General features: G+C 63.3%; 14 protein-coding genes and 1 pseudogene. 13 read left to right on the forward strand and 2 right to left on the reverse strand.

The genetic code is table 11. The features are described 5' to 3' along the window. The first annotated feature begins 31 nt into the window (after positions 1–31). From A9K66_RS03950 to lpxB, 13 genes and pseudogenes are all read left to right on the forward strand, one after another. Positions 32–559: a nuclear transport factor 2 family protein gene (locus tag A9K66_RS03950; protein ID WP_067319881.1), complete on the forward strand. Its 528-nt coding sequence runs from the start codon at positions 32–34 to the stop codon at positions 557–559. Between the two features lie 29 nt (positions 560–588). Next, on the forward strand, positions 589–1,698 hold the full coding sequence (locus A9K66_RS03955; RefSeq protein WP_067319885.1) for an aldo/keto reductase: 1,110 nt from the start codon (positions 589–591) through the stop codon (positions 1,696–1,698). Between the two features lie 150 nt (positions 1,699–1,848). Beyond that, a complete protein-coding gene (gene pyrH, locus A9K66_RS03960) occupies positions 1,849–2,571 on the forward strand; it encodes a UMP kinase (RefSeq protein ID WP_067319888.1) in 723 nt (240 codons plus the stop codon). Between the two features lie 87 nt (positions 2,572–2,658). Further along, positions 2,659–3,213 carry a ribosome recycling factor gene (frr, locus tag A9K66_RS03965; RefSeq protein ID WP_082953689.1) on the forward strand — a complete coding sequence of 185 codons (555 nt, stop codon included), beginning with the start codon at positions 2,659–2,661 and terminating at the stop codon, positions 3,211–3,213. Between the two features lie 20 nt (positions 3,214–3,233). After that, positions 3,234–3,965: pseudogene (locus A9K66_RS03970) on the forward strand (isoprenyl transferase); the annotation flags it as partial. A gap of 10 nt (positions 3,966–3,975) precedes the next feature. Continuing rightward, positions 3,976–4,791, forward strand: coding sequence for a phosphatidate cytidylyltransferase (locus tag A9K66_RS03975; RefSeq protein ID WP_067319895.1), 816 nt, complete (start codon positions 3,976–3,978; stop codon positions 4,789–4,791). 102 nt (positions 4,792–4,893) lie between these two features. Beyond that, complete coding sequence (gene rseP, locus A9K66_RS03980) at positions 4,894–6,036, forward strand: RIP metalloprotease RseP (protein WP_066992647.1); 1,143 nt, start codon at positions 4,894–4,896, stop codon at positions 6,034–6,036. A gap of 218 nt (positions 6,037–6,254) precedes the next feature. After that, positions 6,255–8,624 carry an outer membrane protein assembly factor BamA gene (gene bamA, locus A9K66_RS03985; RefSeq protein ID WP_067319898.1) on the forward strand — a complete coding sequence of 790 codons (2,370 nt, stop codon included), beginning with the start codon at positions 6,255–6,257 and terminating at the stop codon, positions 8,622–8,624. Positions 8,625–8,702: 78 nt separating this feature from the next. Then, positions 8,703–9,758, forward strand: coding sequence for a UDP-3-O-(3-hydroxymyristoyl)glucosamine N-acyltransferase (lpxD, locus tag A9K66_RS03990; RefSeq protein WP_067319901.1), 1,056 nt, complete (start codon positions 8,703–8,705; stop codon positions 9,756–9,758). Then, positions 9,751–10,212 carry a 3-hydroxyacyl-ACP dehydratase FabZ gene (fabZ, locus tag A9K66_RS03995; protein ID WP_066992658.1) on the forward strand — a complete coding sequence of 154 codons (462 nt, stop codon included), beginning with the start codon at positions 9,751–9,753 and terminating at the stop codon, positions 10,210–10,212. Before lpxD ends, fabZ begins: the two co-directional genes overlap by 8 nt. Before the next feature lie 15 nt (positions 10,213–10,227). Beyond that, complete coding sequence (gene lpxA, locus A9K66_RS04000; protein WP_067320155.1) at positions 10,228–11,064, forward strand: acyl-ACP--UDP-N-acetylglucosamine O-acyltransferase; 837 nt, start codon at positions 10,228–10,230, stop codon at positions 11,062–11,064. Further along, entirely contained in the window at positions 11,051–11,953 is a 903-nt protein-coding gene (gene lpxI / locus A9K66_RS04005; RefSeq protein WP_067320158.1) for a UDP-2,3-diacylglucosamine diphosphatase LpxI, read from the forward strand. The genes lpxA and lpxI overlap by 14 nt, the downstream gene beginning before the upstream one ends. Next, entirely contained in the window at positions 11,943–13,124 is a 1,182-nt protein-coding gene (lpxB, locus tag A9K66_RS04010; RefSeq protein WP_067319903.1) for a lipid-A-disaccharide synthase, read from the forward strand. Before lpxI ends, lpxB begins: the two co-directional genes overlap by 11 nt. A 79-nt stretch (positions 13,125–13,203) precedes the next feature. Here lpxB and gltA read toward each other — a convergent pair whose 3' ends face one another. Beyond that, entirely contained in the window at positions 13,204–14,532 is a 1,329-nt protein-coding gene (gene gltA, locus A9K66_RS04015; RefSeq protein ID WP_067319906.1) for a citrate synthase, read from the reverse strand. A 181-nt stretch (positions 14,533–14,713) separates the two neighbouring features. Then, positions 14,714–16,138: a glutamate--tRNA ligase gene (gene gltX, locus A9K66_RS04020; RefSeq protein WP_067319911.1), complete on the reverse strand. Its 1,425-nt coding sequence runs from the start codon at positions 16,136–16,138 to the stop codon at positions 14,714–14,716. Positions 16,139–16,240: the final 102 nt, after the last annotated feature.

A 16,240-nucleotide genomic window follows, 5' to 3' on the forward strand; every position in this document is an offset into this window, starting at 1 on the left:
GCGGTGGGGCCGATGCGCAAGGAGAAAAAACATGAATGCTTTGAGACATGTGACCTTCGCGGCAGGACTGGCACTGGCGCCCGTCGATGCCGGCGGAGCCGAACCAATGGGCTGGCAAACGCTCGCCGACGAGCGCGCCGTCATCCGCATCGCGGATGCCATTGACCGCGCCGTCGATGCGCAGGATTGGAAACTCGCCCGCAGCTTCTTCGCCGACCGGGTTACCGCGGACTTCAGCAGCCTTTCCGGACAGCCCGCGGCCAGGGTCGCCTCCGACGATCTGATCGGCGCCTGGGCTGCCAATCTCAAAGGCAGCAAGACGAGCCTGCACCTGCGGACCAACCACCAGGTCGAAATAGAGGCCGATACGGCGACCGTCCGTTCCAACGGCTATGCCTGGAACAGGATGGAAGGCAATGGCGATCCGCTCTGGGAGGTCTGGGGCACCTATGAGCATCGCCTGAGCCGATCGGGTCAAGGCTGGAAGGTGGACGGCTTCACGTTCCGCATGACGCATGAGCGCGGCAATCCCTGGGTGAAAGCGACGCCTGGCCAATAAGCCCATACCAAACACGATCGGAACACGTCATGAGCATGAACTATTACACGCTCGGCAATAGCGGCCTGCGCGTCAGCCGGCTGGCGCTGGGCACCATGACCTTCGGCACCGAATGGGGCTGGGGTGCTGACAGGGAAACCTCCCGCGCCATGTTCGACGCCTATGTCGAGGCTGGCGGCAATTTCTTCGACACGGCCGACCTCTACACCGGCGGGACGGCAGAGACCTGGCTCGGCGAATTCGTCGCCGAGCGCGGCTTGCGCGACAAGGCGGTGATCGCCACCAAATTCACGATGAACAAGGAACCCGGCAATCCGAATGCCGGCGGCAATGGCCGAAAGAACATCATGCGCGCGGTGGACGCTTCGCTGAAGCGGCTCGGAACCGACTATATCGATCTTTACCTCATGCATGTCTGGGACAGGCTCACGCCGGCCGAGGAGGTGTTGCGCACGCTGGACGATTTGGTGCGTGCCGGCAAAGTACGCCATATCGGTCTTTCTGACGTGCCGGCCTGGTATGCCGGGCGGGCGCAGGCGATCGCCGAACTGCGCGGCTATGAGCCGGTCTCGGCCCTGCAGCTCGAATATTCGCTCGTCGAGCGCTCGATCGAACATGAATTCGCGCCTTTCGCCTCGCGTCACGGCGCCGGCATCATGGCGTGGAGCCCGCTGGCCAGCGGCCTGCTAAGCGGCAAATACCGCCCGGCGCAAGCCGGCAATGCCGGCCGGCTCGACGGGTTCCGCAACACCACGCATCCGGGTTTCCAGAAATTCAGCGAACGCAATTGGGCGATCGTTACGGAACTCGAGAAGGTGGCTTCCGAACTCGACCGAAGCATGGCGCAGGTGGCGCTGAACTGGGTTGCGGCGCAGCCGGGTGTGGCCACCGTCATCCTCGGCGCGACGAAACTTGCCCAGTTGCAGGACAATCTGCGGGCGCTCGACTTTTCAATCCCTGCCGAACTTCGCAAGCGGCTCGATTCGGTGAGCCTTGCGCCCGCGCCGTTCCCGCATTCCTTTTTTGGACCCGAGATTCAGGTCAGGGTGGCCGGCGGTGTCGTGACCGGCGACAAGCCGTCCGGCTATTCGCTGCCGGTCCTGATCGAAGGCGAGGCGGTCAGCATCAGCAGCAACTGATCGGAAAAGCCTGGAATTTTGAGCGAGGGCGCGGCGTGACATCGCCGCGCCCTTCGTGTATCGGGTCGAACCATCGTGCCAGCGCCGCCAGGCGAAGCGGGGCGCCTTCGCCTCCAGATTTGCCCGCGCCGAGATTTTTCGAGGAACCAGATGACGGTGAAGCCCCTCTATCGACGTGTCTTGCTGAAAGCTTCGGGCGAAGCCTTGATGGGGGAACAGCATTTCGGCATCGACGTCTCGGTCGTCGACCGTATCGCAGCCGACATTGCCGAGGCGCGGGCGCTTGGCGTCGAAGTCGGAGTCGTGATCGGCGGCGGCAACATCTTCCGCGGCGTGGCCGTCGCCTCCAAGGGCGGCGACCGCGTCACCGGCGATCACATGGGCATGCTCGCCACCGTCATCAACTCGCTGGCGCTGCGCACCTCGCTGAACAAAATCGGCGTCGACGCCGTGGTGCTTTCGGCCATTGCCATGCCGGAACTCTGCGAAAGTTTTTCACAGCGCCAGGCGACCGCCTATATGAATCAAGGCAAGGTGGTGATCTTTGCCGGCGGCACCGGCAATCCGTTCTTCACCACCGATTCGGCCGCAGCGCTGCGCGCCGCCGAGATCGGCGCCGACGCGCTGTTCAAGGGCACGCAGGTCGACGGCGTCTATTCGGCCGACCCGAAGAAGGATCCGGATGCGGTGCGCTTCGACCGCATAAGTCATGCCGAAGTCATCAAACGCGGGCTTACGATCATGGATACGGCCGCGATTGCACTTGCGCGTGAAAACAACATTCCGATAATCGTCTATTCGATCCACGAAAAAGGTGGTTTCGGCGAAATTCTAAGAGGCGGCGGCCGTTGCACGATCGTCGCGGACAATTGACCGGGGCCGAAGACGGCTGAATGATCGCCGGTCCGGTCGAGATTAGAAGACAAGCATTGAACCGGCGAACGGGTCGAGGAGATGATCATGAGTGGCGAGTACGACGACCTCAAGCGGCGCATGGACGGGGCGATCGCGGCCTTCAAGCACGATCTCGCTTCGCTGCGCACCGGCCGCGCTTCTAGCAACCTGCTCGACGCCGTGCAGGTCCATGCCTATGGCACGACGATGCCCATCAATCAGGTGGCCAACGTCACGGTTCCGGAGCCGCGGATGATTTCGGTATCGGTTTGGGACAAATCGATGGTGAGCGCCGTCGACCGCGCTATCCGCGAGGCCAATCTTGGCTTCAATCCGATCGTCGACGGCACCAATCTGAGGATTCCTTTGCCCGAACTCAACGAGCAGCGCCGCAAGGAACTGGTCAAGATCTCGCACGGCTATGCGGAGAACGCCCGCGTCGCGGTTCGCCATGTCCGTCGCGACGGCATGGATTTCCTCAAAAAGGCGGAAAAGGACGGCACGATCAGCGAAGACGATCATCGCAAGCGCTCCGACCAGGTTCAGAAGCTGACCGATGAGATGATCAGCACCATCGATCACCTGCTTTCCGATAAGGAAGCTGAAATCATGCAGGTTTAGGGTCGGTTTCTCACCGGCTCGAAAGCGAGACCATGACAACCCCCGCGCATGTCGCGATCATCATGGACGGAAACGGACGCTGGGCCAAGGCGCGCGGCATGCCGAGGCTCGCCGGCCACCGCGCCGGCGTCGAAGCCTTGCGCAAGACGGTGCGCGCCGCGCCAGAGCTCGGCATCTCCTATCTGACGGTCTACGCCTTCTCCTCTGAAAACTGGTCGCGGCCGAAGTCCGAGGTCAGCGACCTGATGGGCCTCCTGAAGCTCTTCATCCGCCGGGATCTCGCCGAGCTGCACCAAAACGGCGTGCGGGTGAGGGTGATCGGCGACAGGGAAGGGCTGCAGCCGGACATCAGAGGCCTGCTGCAGGAGGCCGAATCGCTGACCGCGGGCAATGAGGCGCTGACCCTGGTCATCGCCTTCAACTATGGCGGGCGCGACGAGATCGTGCGCACCGCGCGCAAGCTCGCCGATGCCGTGGCTCGCGGCGAAATGACAACCGACGCCATCACGATGGAGAGCTTTGCCGGCGCGCTCGACACCGAGGGCATTCCCGATCCGGACCTCGTGATCCGCACCAGCGGCGAGCTCAGGCTGTCGAACTTCCTCTTGTGGCAGGCCGCCTACAGCGAGCTCGTCTTCCTGCCTTGCTACTGGCCGGACTTCAGCCGGGAGCACTTGGCCGACGCCCTGCGCGACTTTGCCGGCCGCGAACGCCGTTTCGGCGGGCTCGCCGCCCGCGACGTCGCCTTGTAGCGCGGCATCGATGAGCAATCTCCAGCAGCGTGTCATCTCGGCCATCGTGATGGCAGCCGCCACACTTGCGCTCACCTGGCTCGGCGGGCTGCCGTTCCGCCTGTTCTGTGCGGCGATCGCGGCGTTGATCTTCTACGAATGGACGCGCATGTCGCGCGCTGAGAACGGTGCGACGCTCGGCTTTCTGCCGGAAGTGCTGATTCTGGTCTTCATCGGCGCGCTGGTCGCCGGCCTGCCGGCACTGTGGCTGCTGCTTCTGGTCGCAGCCATCACTGTTATCGTCGCTGTTGCCGCGCGACTGCGGGGAGCAGCGCAGTGGGAGGCCTCGGGGCTGGCATACGCGTCGCTGTCCGGCTTGTCGCTCGCCTATCTGCGCGGGGACAGCCACTCAGGATTGATCGCCATCCTCTTCCTGTTCGCGGTCGTCTGGGCGACCGACATAGCGGCCTATTTCGTCGGCCGCAGGGTCGGCGGCCCGAAGCTTGCGCCATCGATCTCGCCCGGCAAGACGCAGAGCGGCGCGCTTGGCGGCGCTGTCGGCGGCATCGCTGCCGGATTGGTGCTGGCAATCGCCGCCGGGGCCGGCAATCTCACTATGCTTGGCCTCGTCGCCTTGGCGCTCTCGATCGTCTCGCAGATCGGCGATCTGTTCGAATCCTGGGTCAAGCGCCGGCACGGCTGCAAGGATTCAAGCAATCTCATCCCCGGCCATGGCGGCGTCATGGACAGGGTGGACGGGCTTGTCGCGGCTGCGTTCGCCCTGTACGTCATCGGTTGGATTGCGGCGGGCGCCGACCATCCGGCAATGGGGCTGTTTCCGAACTGACTGGCGTCGCCAATGGGCAAAACGACGCGTGCCACGGATTCGCCCGGATTGATGCCACAGTCGCGGCGGACTGTCGCGCTGGGCGAATTTTGAGGGCATGACTTGAACGAGATTCTTCACGCGCTCTTCAGCACGCAAGGCTTTGTCCTCGGCACCCTTGTGCCGTTCCTGTTCGTGCTCACCGTCGTGGTGTTCGTGCATGAGATGGGCCACTACCTCATCGGCCGCTGGTGCGGCATCGGCGTCAAGGCTTTTGCCATCGGCTTCGGCCCGGAGCTCTTCGGTTTCAACGACCGCCACGGCACCCGCTGGAAGCTTTGCGCCATTCCGCTTGGCGGCTACGTGAAATTCGTCGGCGACATGAACGCGACATCGAGCCAGCCGAGCACCGAAGACCTCGAATCGCTGAGCGAGGCCGAGCGCGAGGTCGCCTTCCACACCCAGCCGATCTGGAAACGCGCGGCGACCGTCGTCGCCGGGCCGCTGTTCAATTTCCTGCTGACGATCGCCGTGTTCGCGGTGCTGTTTTCGCTCTATGGCCGCCCGGTGATGGAGCCGATGGTGGCCGAAGTCAGCGCCGGGAGCCCGGCGGCGCGGGCGGGCATTCAGCCCGGCGATCGATTCGTCAGAGTCGACGGCAACAAGGTGGAGACCTTCGCCGACGTTCAACGCCTGGTTTCGGGCCGCGCCGGCGATGCCATCACCTTCACCATGTTGCGCGACGGCAAGGAAATCACCGTCACCGCGACACCGGAACCGATGGAGCAGCAGGATGCGCTGGGCAACAAGGTCAAGGTCGCGATCATCGGCGTGGCCAACAATGCGGAGCTCGGGCAGCCGCGACTGGTCTCCTACACGCCCGCGGGCGCGCTGGCGGCAGCTGTCGAGGAAACCGGGCATGTGATCGAGCGCACGGGGCAATTTCTGCAACGTTTCGTCGTCGGGCGCGAGGACAAATGTCAACTCGGCGGCCCGATCAAGATCGCGAAAATGTCGGGTCAGGCGGCCAAACTCGGCTTCGAGTGGCTGGTGCAGCTTGTTGCATTCCTGTCAGTCGGGATAGGGATTCTCAATCTGCTACCGATTCCCCCTCTCGACGGCGGCCACCTCTTGTTCTACGGCGTGGAGGCCGTCATAAGGCGGCCCGTGTCGGAGCGGATGATGGAGATGGCCTACCGGACCGGTCTCCTTCTGGTGCTCGGATTTATGGGCTTCGTTTTTTGGAATGATCTGTTTGGGTGCTGAAATCATGAAGGAATTTGGCTTCGGCCCCATCCATATTGAGACGCCGTTTACCATGCGTGGGGATATGCGTGACACGAAAGCCACGCAACAGGGTTAAGTAAATACAAATTAACCGGGAGCCTTGCGTGTAGGGGAAATCCGGTTAATACGGTAAGGGAAAATACCGCACGTCCGGTTTTCTCGCCGTGGGGACTACGAGAAAAAGGTACAAAAGCCCGATGAAGGCAGCATCCAAGTTTCTGAGCGCCGCGTCCGCGGCGGCTTTGTCCGCCGCCCTGGTTTTGCCAGGCGCGCTCGCAGTGCAGTTCGTTGCCACATCGGTAGCCGAAGCAGCAGTGGTCAGCAGGGTCGAGGTCAGCGGCAACCAGCGTGTCGATGCCGAAACCATCCGCAATTACATCGCGATCAAGCCCGGCAAGGCGTTTTCAAGTGCCGATATCGATAGCGCCGTGAAGGCGCTGTTCGGCACCGGGCTGTTCTCGGACGTCCAGATCAATCAGGTCGGCTCGACCCTGGTCGTCAAGGTTTCCGAATACAAGGTCGTCAACCAGGTCCTGTTCCAGGGCAACAAGAAGCTCAAGGACAACGCGCTCCAGGCCGCTGTCCAGCTGAAGCCGCGCGCGACCTTCTCGCAGCAGGCGCTCGACGCCGACGTCGAGGCGGTCAAGGCTGCCTATCGGCGTATCGGCCGCGACGACGCCGCCGTGACCACTCAGATCATGGACCTCGGCGACAATCGCGTGAACGTGGTCTTCAACATTAACGAAGGCGCGCGCACGCAGATCGCGGCGGTCAATTTCGTCGGCAACAGCGCTTTTTCCAGCCGACGCCTGTCGGACGTCATCAACACCAAGCGTTCGTCCTGGCTTTCGTTCGTGCTGCGCGACGACGTCTATGACGAGGACAAACTGCGCGCCGATCAGGAGTTGCTGCGCCGCTTCTACTACAATCACGGTTACGCCGATTTCCAGGTCGTTTCGGCCGTTGGTGAGTTGGACGAAGCCACCAACAAATACACGGTCACCATCACCGTGCAGGAAGGCGAGCGCTACAACTTCGGCGACATCAGTGTCGAGAGCACGATTCCCGAGGTCGACTCAAAGTCGCTGGAATCGGTGGTCGAGACGCACAAGGGCGATGTGTATAACGCCAAGGACGTCGAGGACACGATCGTTGCGCTCACCGAAAAGGTCGCCGGCTCAGGCTATGCGTTTGCCCAGGTAACGCCGCGCGGCGACCGCAATTTCGAGAATCACACGATCTCGGTCGTCTACACAATCGACCAGGGCACCAAGGCCTATATCGAGCGCATCGAAATCCGCGGCAACGACCGCACGCGTGACTATGTCATCCGGCGCGAATTCGACGTCAGCGAAGGCGACGCCTTCAACCAGGTTCTTATCCAGCGCGCGAAGAAGCGGCTGGAAGCCCTGGATTATTTTGAAAAAGTCGACATCTCGACGGTCCCTGGGTCCGCTCCGGACCAGGTCGTCCTAGTGGTTGACGTGGTCGAGAAGTCGACCGGTGAGTTCTCGGTCGGCGCCGGCTATTCGACCGGCGGCGACACGCCGGGCCCGTCCGTCGAAGGCTCGATCACCGAGCGCAACTTCCTCGGCCGCGGCCAGTACATCAAGCTGTCGGCCGGCGGCGGCAAGAACTCGCGCGACTACGCGATCTCCTTCACCGAGCCGTATTTCCTCGGCCGGCGCATCGCCGCGGGCTTCGATATCTACAAGTCGACCCGTGAGTACAACCATTACGATACGGACGTCACCGGCGCGACCATTCGCTTCGGCCTGCCGATCACCGACAGCATTTCGACGCAGCTGGCGTATAATATCTCGCAGGAGAAGTATTCGATCGCCGATGGCTGCTTGACCAGCGGCGTCTACGATCCGTCCAAGTGCACGATCTCCCAGGCCATCCGGGACGGCGTCGCCGAAAGCCCATGGACCAAGTCGTCTGTCAGCCTCGGCCTGGTCTACAATACCATCGACGACATGAAGAATCCGCACGAGGGTCTTTACATCACAGGCACAACGGAAGTCGCCGGTCTCGGCGGTGACGCCAAGTGGGTGAAGTTGACCGGGCGAGCAAGCGTCTACCAGACCTTGTCCGAGCAGTTGGACCTAGTCGGCCTGGTGTCGGGTGGCGCTGGCTATATCGCGGGCTATGGCAATGGCGATCTGCGCATCTTCGACCACTTCCAGAGCAATGACCGCATGATCCGCGGTTTCGCCTATGGCGGCATTGGCCCGATTGCCAGCGACACCAGTGGAGACCATCTCGGCGGCACGACCTATTTCAATGCCTCGGCGGAAGCCCAATTCCCGATGCCGGTTATTCCGGAAAGCTTCGGCTTGCGTGGCGCTGTGTTTGCCGATGCGGCAACGCTTTACGGCAGCAAGCTCGATCCTGCTTTGATCAAGCCGGGGTCGGCTGACATGCATCTGCGCGCTTCGGTCGGTGTCGGCCTAATGTGGGCTTCGCCGTTCGGTCCGATCCGCATCGATTATGCGATTCCGGTCGAGAAGCAGCCGGGCGACGACGTGCAGGAATTCAACTTCGGCATAGCGACCCGTTTCTAATCCGCGGGTTACGATGTTTCCGGGTCGTGTGATGACCCGGAATCGACTGATCCGACCTAGCTGGATAATGTTTGTGGAATGACCGATCCGGTGTTCTTCGCGCCTTCACGCCGGTATACGGCTGGCGAGGTCGCGAATCTGACCGGCGCCAATCTTATTGATTCCTCGCAGGCCGACATCGCCATCGACGCGCTGGCGCCCGCCAATGAGGGTGGCGACGGTGCGCTCGTCTTTGTCGACGGCAAGCGCAATTTCGCCTTGATGCATTCGCTCAAGGCGGCTGCCGTTCTCTGTCCCGCCGACTTCGCCAACAGGGCGCCCCAGGGGATTGCGGTGCTGGCGCATCCGCGCCCGCAGCAGGCCTTCGCCATGGTGGGGCGGCTGCTCTTTCCGCAGGCCGCCACGCCCGGGCCGATGACCGGCGAAACCGGCATTTCGCCGCAAGCGCACATCGATCCGTCCGCGCATGTCGAGGCGGGTGCGATCGTGGAGGCGGGCGCCGTGATCGGTCCCGACGTTTCTATCGGGAGCGGCACGGTCATTGCGCCCCATGCGGTCATTGGCCGCTCCTGCAAGATAGGTCGTGATGGCTATGTCGGTCCGGGTGCCAGCATCCAATATGCGCTGATCGGCAACCGCGTCATCATTCATGGCGGTGCAAGGATCGGTCAGGACGGGTTCGGCTTCGTGGCCGGCGCGAAGGGACCTGAGCGCGTGCCGCAGATCGGCCGCGTCATCATCCAGGACGACGTCGAGATCGGCTCCAACTCGACCGTCGATCGCGGTGCGATGTCCGACACGATCATCGGACAAGGTACCAAGATCGACAATCTGGTGCAGATCGCCCACAATGTTCGTATCGGCCGCAATTGCATTATAGCCGGGCTTTCGGGTATTTCCGGTTCCGTCGTCGTCGGCGACAACGTCACCATGGGTGGCGGCGTCGGCCTCGCCGATCATTTGACCATCGGTCCCGGGGCCAAGCTTGCTGCGAGAAGTGGATTCATGAGCAACGTGCCGGCGGGCGAGGTCTGGGGAGGCTATCCGGCGCAGCCAATGGCGGAAGCCATGCGTGAGATCGCGATGCTGCGCAGGCTGGCCAGGACGCGCAAGCAGGGCGACGGAAATGGCTGACACGGTTGCGACGACACTTGAGGCGGTCGACATAATGGGGCTGATGAAGCTCCTGCCGCACCGTTATCCGTTTCTGCTGATCGACCGCATCGTCGAAATCGACGGCGACGACTCCGCGGTCGGCATCAAGAACGTGACTATCAACGAACCGCATTTCCAGGGCCATTTCCCGCAGCAGCCGGTCATGCCGGGCGTGCTCATCATCGAGGCCATGGCCCAGACCGCCGGCGCGATCTGCATTCGCAGCCTCAATGCGGAAAAGCCGTCGCTGGTTTATTTCATGACCATCGACAACGCGAAGTTCCGCAAGCCGGTCGTCCCCGGCGATCAGCTCAGGATCCACGTCAAGAAGATCAAGAAGCGCGGCAACCTGCTGAAATTTGCCTGCGAGGCGATGGTGGATGGCGCAAAGGCCGCCGAAGCCGAAGTTTCGGCTATGATGGTCACCGGCTGACGGTTTCTAATGCTCATGAAAGTTCAGACATCAATCCACCCTTCCTCGGTCGTCGAAGAAGGCGCCCAGCTCGGCGAAGGTGTGCGTATCGGACCCTTCTGCCATGTCGGCGCCGATGCCGTCATCGGCGATCGCGTCGAGCTGGTCAGCCATGTCTCGGTGATGGGCGCGACCACCGTCGGCGGCTCGACCAAGGTCTATCCAATGTCGACGCTCGGGGCGCCGCCGCAGAACACCAAGCACAAGGGCGGGCGCACGACGCTGGTCATCGGCGGAAATTGCACCATCCGCGAAGGCGTCACCATGCATGTCGGCACCGATTCCAGCCGCGGCGAGACGGCGATCGGCGACAATGGCAATTTCCTGGCCTATGCCCACATTGCCCATGACTGCGTCGTCGGCAAGAATGCCACCTTCGCCAATGGGGCGACGCTCGGCGGGCATTGCGAGATCGGCGACAATGTCTATATCGGCGGCCTGACCGCCGTGCATCAGTTTGTCCGCGTCGGCGACAACGCCTTTATCGGCGGCTGCTCGGCGGTCGTCGGCGACGTCATTCCCTATGCGATCGCGGTCGGCAACCGCGCCAAGCTGCGCGGGCTCAACGTCATCGGCCTGAAGCGCTCCGGCCTGCCGCGCGCCGAAATCTACATGCTGCGAAGGGCTTACAGGGCGATTTTCGACCACTCCCGCACGGTCGGGGAGAATGTCGAGATCGCCAAGGCGGAGTTCGCCTCGTCACCGACGGCCATGAAGATGATCGACTTCATCACCAGTCGCGGCAAGCGGCATTATGCCGTCCCGCCGCTTAAGGGCGGTGGCGGCGATGACGATGGCGATGACGAGGGCTGAGCCCGCCGGGTCAGGGCTTGCACTCGCGCCGGGCTCCAGGGTCGGCATCATCGCCGGTGGCGGCAGCCTGCCGGTCGAAGTGGCGGAAGGTCTGGTCAGACAGGGACATTCGCCTTTCATCATCCTGGCCGAGGGCGAGGTGGATCGCGAAGCGGACTTTGCCGCCTACGAGCAGGCGACGCTTGCGCTCGAAGACATCGGCTTCCTGCTTCCCTTGCTGAAGCGCGAAGGCATTAGCCACCTGGTTCTTGCCGGCGAGATCAAGCGCAGGCCGCGGCTTGCGAAGATACGTCCAACGCTCAGTCTGCTGACGATAATCCCCTCCGTGGCAATGGCGCTGGCCCGCGGCGACGACGGGCTTCTGAAGGTTCTGACGCGCGGGCTGGAAAGGCGCGGTATCACGGTGGTCGGAGCGCATGAGATCGTTCCAGATCTCGCTGCCGGCGAGGGCATGCTGACCAAGGCGGGACCAAAGCAATCGGACTGGCGCGATATCGAGGCGGGCAGCGCGGCGGCCAAGGCAATCGGCGAGCTCGACATCGGCCAGGCGGCGATTGCAATTGGGGGGCGGGTTATCGCGTTGGAAGGCATCGAAGGCACTAAGGGCCTGCTCGAGAGGACGCGCGAATTGCGCGGGCACGGCAGGCTCGCCGGCAAGACGCGCGGCGTACTCGTCAAATGCGCCAAGCCAGGGCAGGAGCTGCGCGCCGACTTGCCCTCGATAGGCCCGCAGACGGTCGAGGCCGCACATGCGGCCGGCCTTGCCGGCATCGCCGTCGAAGCCGGCCGCTCGCTCATTCTCGAAGGCCCGGTGACTCTCGCGCGGGCCGATGCGCTTGGCTTGTTCATCGTCGGATTTACCGCGACGGAGCCGACCGATGGCCAGTGAGAGGCCGCTCAAGATCGCCATCGTCGCGGGCGAGGAATCGGGCGACTTGCTTGGCGCCGACATCGTGCGTGCGCTCGAGAAGACCACCGGCCGTAAGATCCGGCTCGTCGGCATCGGCGGCCGGCATCTGCAGGAACTGGGGCTGACACCGCTCTTCGACGGCAGCGAGATCGCGCTGATGGGCTTCAGCGCCGTCTTGCGCGACCTGCCGCGGCTGATGCGCCGGATCAGCCAAACAGCCGGCACCATCGCGGCGGAGCGGCCGGATTGCCTGATCACCATCGACAGCCCTGATTTTTCGCTGCGGGTCGCCAAAAGGGTCCGCGCCGCCGCGCCCGCCATCCCGATCGTCCATTATGTCTGCCCGAGCGTGTGGGCATGGCGGCCGGGCAGGGCGGCGGCGATGAAGCCCTATGTCGATCACATCCTCTGCATTCTGCCCTTCGAAGTGAAGGCGCTCACCCGACTTGGTGGGCCGCCCGGCACCTATGTCGGCCACCGGCTGACCCAGGATCCCGGCGTGCTTGGCGCCGCCAAGGCGCAGGGCTTGCCGCGGGACCTGTCGGAGGATCGCGTGAAGACGCTGCTCGTGCTGCCCGGCTCGCGCCGCGGCGAGGTGCGCCGGCTGATCGAGCCGTTCGGCAAGGCGATATCGGTCTTGCATCAGCGCGGTCACCGCTTGCGGCTGATGCTGCCGACGGTGCCGCATGTCGCCGACCTGGTGAAGGCGTCCGTCACGCGTTGGGACGAGAAGCCAGAGATCATCACCGATCCGGAGCGCAAATGGTTGGCTTTCGGCAAGGCCGACGCGGCTCTGATCGCCTCCGGAACAGTTTCGCTCGAGCTTGCGCTTTGCGGTGTTCCAATGGTCTCCAGCTACAAGCTCGATCCGATCGCGAGGCAGCTGCTGCGGCATCTGGTGACGACCTGGTCGGCGCTGCTGCCCAATTTGATCGCCGATCGCGCGCTGGTGCCGGAGTTCTACGATCAGTATGTCAGGCCGGAGAACCTGGCGCGTCAGCTGGAAGCCCTGTTTGCCGATACCGGCATGCGCGCCTGGCAGCAGGCAGGCTTCGCCGAAATCGCCAGGCGCATGGCGACCGACAGGCCGTCGGGCGAGATTGCTGCAGAGGTGGTGCTGGGATGTATCAAGAAAGCGAATAGGGAGTAGCGAATAGCGAGCAGGCTAGGCGCGAGCGCCGACGGGTTTCTTTCCCTATTCGCTACTCGCTATTTCGCTATTCGCTCAATCACCGCTTCGCAATCGGCACGTAGTCGCGCTCCGTAGCGCCGGTGTAGAGCTGGCGCGGGCGGCCGATCTTCTGGTGCGGGTCTTCAATCATTTCCTTCCACTGCGCGATCCAGCCGACGGTGCGGGCGACCGCGAACAGCACGGTGAACATGGTGGTGGGGAAGCCCAGCGCCTTCAGCGTGATGCCCGAATAGAAGTCGACGTTCGGATAGAGCTTCTTCTCGATGAAATACTCGTCGGTCAGCGCGATCTTCTCCAGCTCCATCGCGATGTCGAGCAGCGGATCATCCTTGATGCCGAGCTCGCCCAGCACCTCATGCGCTGTCTTCTGCATGATCTTGGCGCGCGGATCGTAGTTCTTGTAGACGCGATGCCCGAAGCCCATCAGGCGGAACGGGTCGTTCTTGTCCTTGGCGCGGGCGATGAATTCCGGGATGTGATCGACATGGCCGATCTCGCCCAGCATGTTGAGGGCCGCCTCGTTGGCGCCGCCATGCGCGGGGCCCCAGAGGCAGGCAATGCCGGCCGCGATGCAGGCGAACGGATTGGCGCCCGAAGAGCCGGCGAGGCGAACCGTCGAAGTCGACGCGTTCTGCTCGTGATCGGCGTGCAGGATGAAAATGCGCTCCATGGCGCGCGCCAGCACCGGATTGATCTTGTACTCCTCGCACGGCACGGCAAAGCACATGTGCAGGAAGTTGGCGGCGAAATTCAGCTCGTTCTTCGGGTAAATGAAGGGTTGGCCGATGTGGTATTTGTAGGCCATCGCCGCGATCGTCGGCATCTTGGCGATCAGCCGCATGGAGGCGACCATGCGCTGATATGGGTCCGAGATGTCGGTCGAGTCGTGATAGAAGGCCGACAGCGCGCCGACCACGCCGCACATGACGGCCATCGGATGCGCGTCGCGGCGGAAGCCGGTGAAGAAGCGCGACATCTGCTCATGCACCATGGTGTGGCGCGTCACGCGATAGTCGAAGTCGTCCTTCTGCGCCTTGGTCGGCAATTCGCCGTAGAGCAGGAGATAACAGACCTCGAGGAAGTCGCCGTGCTCGGCGAGCTGGTCGATCGGGTAGCCGCGATGCAGCAGGATGCCGGCGTCGCCGTCGATGAAGGTGATCGCCGACTCGCAGCTTGCCGTCGAGGTAAAACCGGGATCGTAGGTGAAGGCCCCGGTGGTGCTGTACAGCGCGCCGATGTCGATCACGTCGGGCCCGGTCGAGCCGCTTCGCACCTTGAATTCATGCGTCTTGCCGGCGAACTCGAGCCTTGCGGTCGACTCACGCGCCTTGCCGCCCGATTCCAGTTTTGTCGCAGCTTCGCTCATTGCAAACTCCTTTATGTTTTCTCATGCCGGCAAGGCAGTTCCTGCAAACGACACGTCGAAATCACCGGAATGCGCGAACTTGCCACCGCATTTTAGGAGGTGCGTGCCAGATTGGGCCAAGGCCTAATGTTGCACTGCGAAACACACCTTTCAATGCCAATCTTCTTGGGCCAGTTCGCTCCTAATCGATTTGATCCGCAACCCGCGCCAGGCTCTCCTCACGGCCGAGCACGGCGAGTACATCGAACACGCCGGGCGAGGTGCTGCGGCCGGTGAGCGCGGCTCTCAGCGGTTGGGCCACGGCGCCGAGCTTATGGCCGCCGGCCTGCGCAAAGTCGCGAATAGCGGCTTCCGCGGTTGCGGCGCTCCATTCGCTGGAGATCGCGGCGAGCGCGGCATGGGTACCGCGCAAAATGGCGCGGGCGTCGCTGCCAAGCAACCCCGCAGCCCTTTCGTCGAGCTGCAAGGGCCGCTCGGCGAACAGGAAGCCGGCTCCATCGACGAGTTCGACCAACGTCTTTGCCCGCTCCTTGAGGCCCGGCATGGCAGCAAGCAGCTGTGCCTGGCGCCTGTCGTCGAGCTTGGCCGCAAGCGCCGGGCCACCCTCGAGATAGGGCAGGGTGGCTACGAGAATATCAAATAGCGCCTTGTCGTCCATCTTGCGCATATGGACGCCGTTCAGCGCCTCGAGCTTGGCGAAGTCGAACCGGGCGGCGCCCTTGTTGACGTCGGCGATGTCGAACCAGGAGATCATATCCTTGATCGACATCACCTCGTCGTCGCCGTGGCTCCAGCCGAGCCTGGCCAGATAGTTGAGCAGGGCCTCCGGCAGATAGCCCATGGCGCGATAAGCCTCGACGCCGAGCGCGCCGTGGCGCTTCGACAGCTTGGCGCCGTCGGCACCATGGATCAGCGGGATGTGCGACATCGACGGCACGGTCCAGCCCATGGCGTTGTAGATTACGGTCTGGCGCGCGGCGTTGGTCAGGTGATCGTCGCCGCGGATGATGTGGGTGACGCCCATATCGTGATCGTCGACGACGACGGCATGCATGTAGGTCGGGTTGCCGTCCGAGCGCAGGATGATGAAGTCATCGAGGTCCTTGTTCGGGAATCGCACCTCGCCCTGTACGCGGTCGTGCACGACGGTCTCTCCTTCGGTCGGCGCCTTGATGCGGATGGCGCCCTTGACGCCGGGAGGCGCCTCGGAGGGGTCGCGGTCGCGCCACTGGCCATTGTAGCGCGGCGGCAGCCCCTTGGCCCGCGCCGCCTCGCGCATCGCCTCCAGCTCGGCAGGCGTCTCATAGCTGTAATAGGCCTTGCCCAGTCGTACGAGCTCCTCTGCCACCTCACGGTGGCGCGGCGCTCGCTCGAACTGCGACACGGCCTCGCCGTCCCATGAGAGGCCGAGCCAGGTCAGCCCGTCCAGGATAGCGGCTGTCGCCGCTTCGGTGGAGCGCTCGCGGTCAGTGTCCTCGATGCGCAGCAGCATCGTGCCGCCCGTGTGCCTGGCGTAGAGCCAGTTGAACAGCGCCGTGCGCGCCCCGCCGATGTGCAGATAGCCGGTGGGCGAGGGGGCAAAGCGGGTGACGACCTTGTCGGACATGGAACTCTCGGAAGAAGCTCTGAAGCGGGCATGATTGCGCGGACTTTCGCGCGGTGGGCGTTCATGTAGCATAGGAGGTCTGGGGCGCAAGGGGCAGACCCG

The sequence above is a fragment of the Mesorhizobium sp. AA23 genome, assembly GCF_001672435.1.
In the GTDB taxonomy this organism is placed as follows: domain Bacteria; phylum Pseudomonadota; class Alphaproteobacteria; order Rhizobiales; family Rhizobiaceae; genus Mesorhizobium.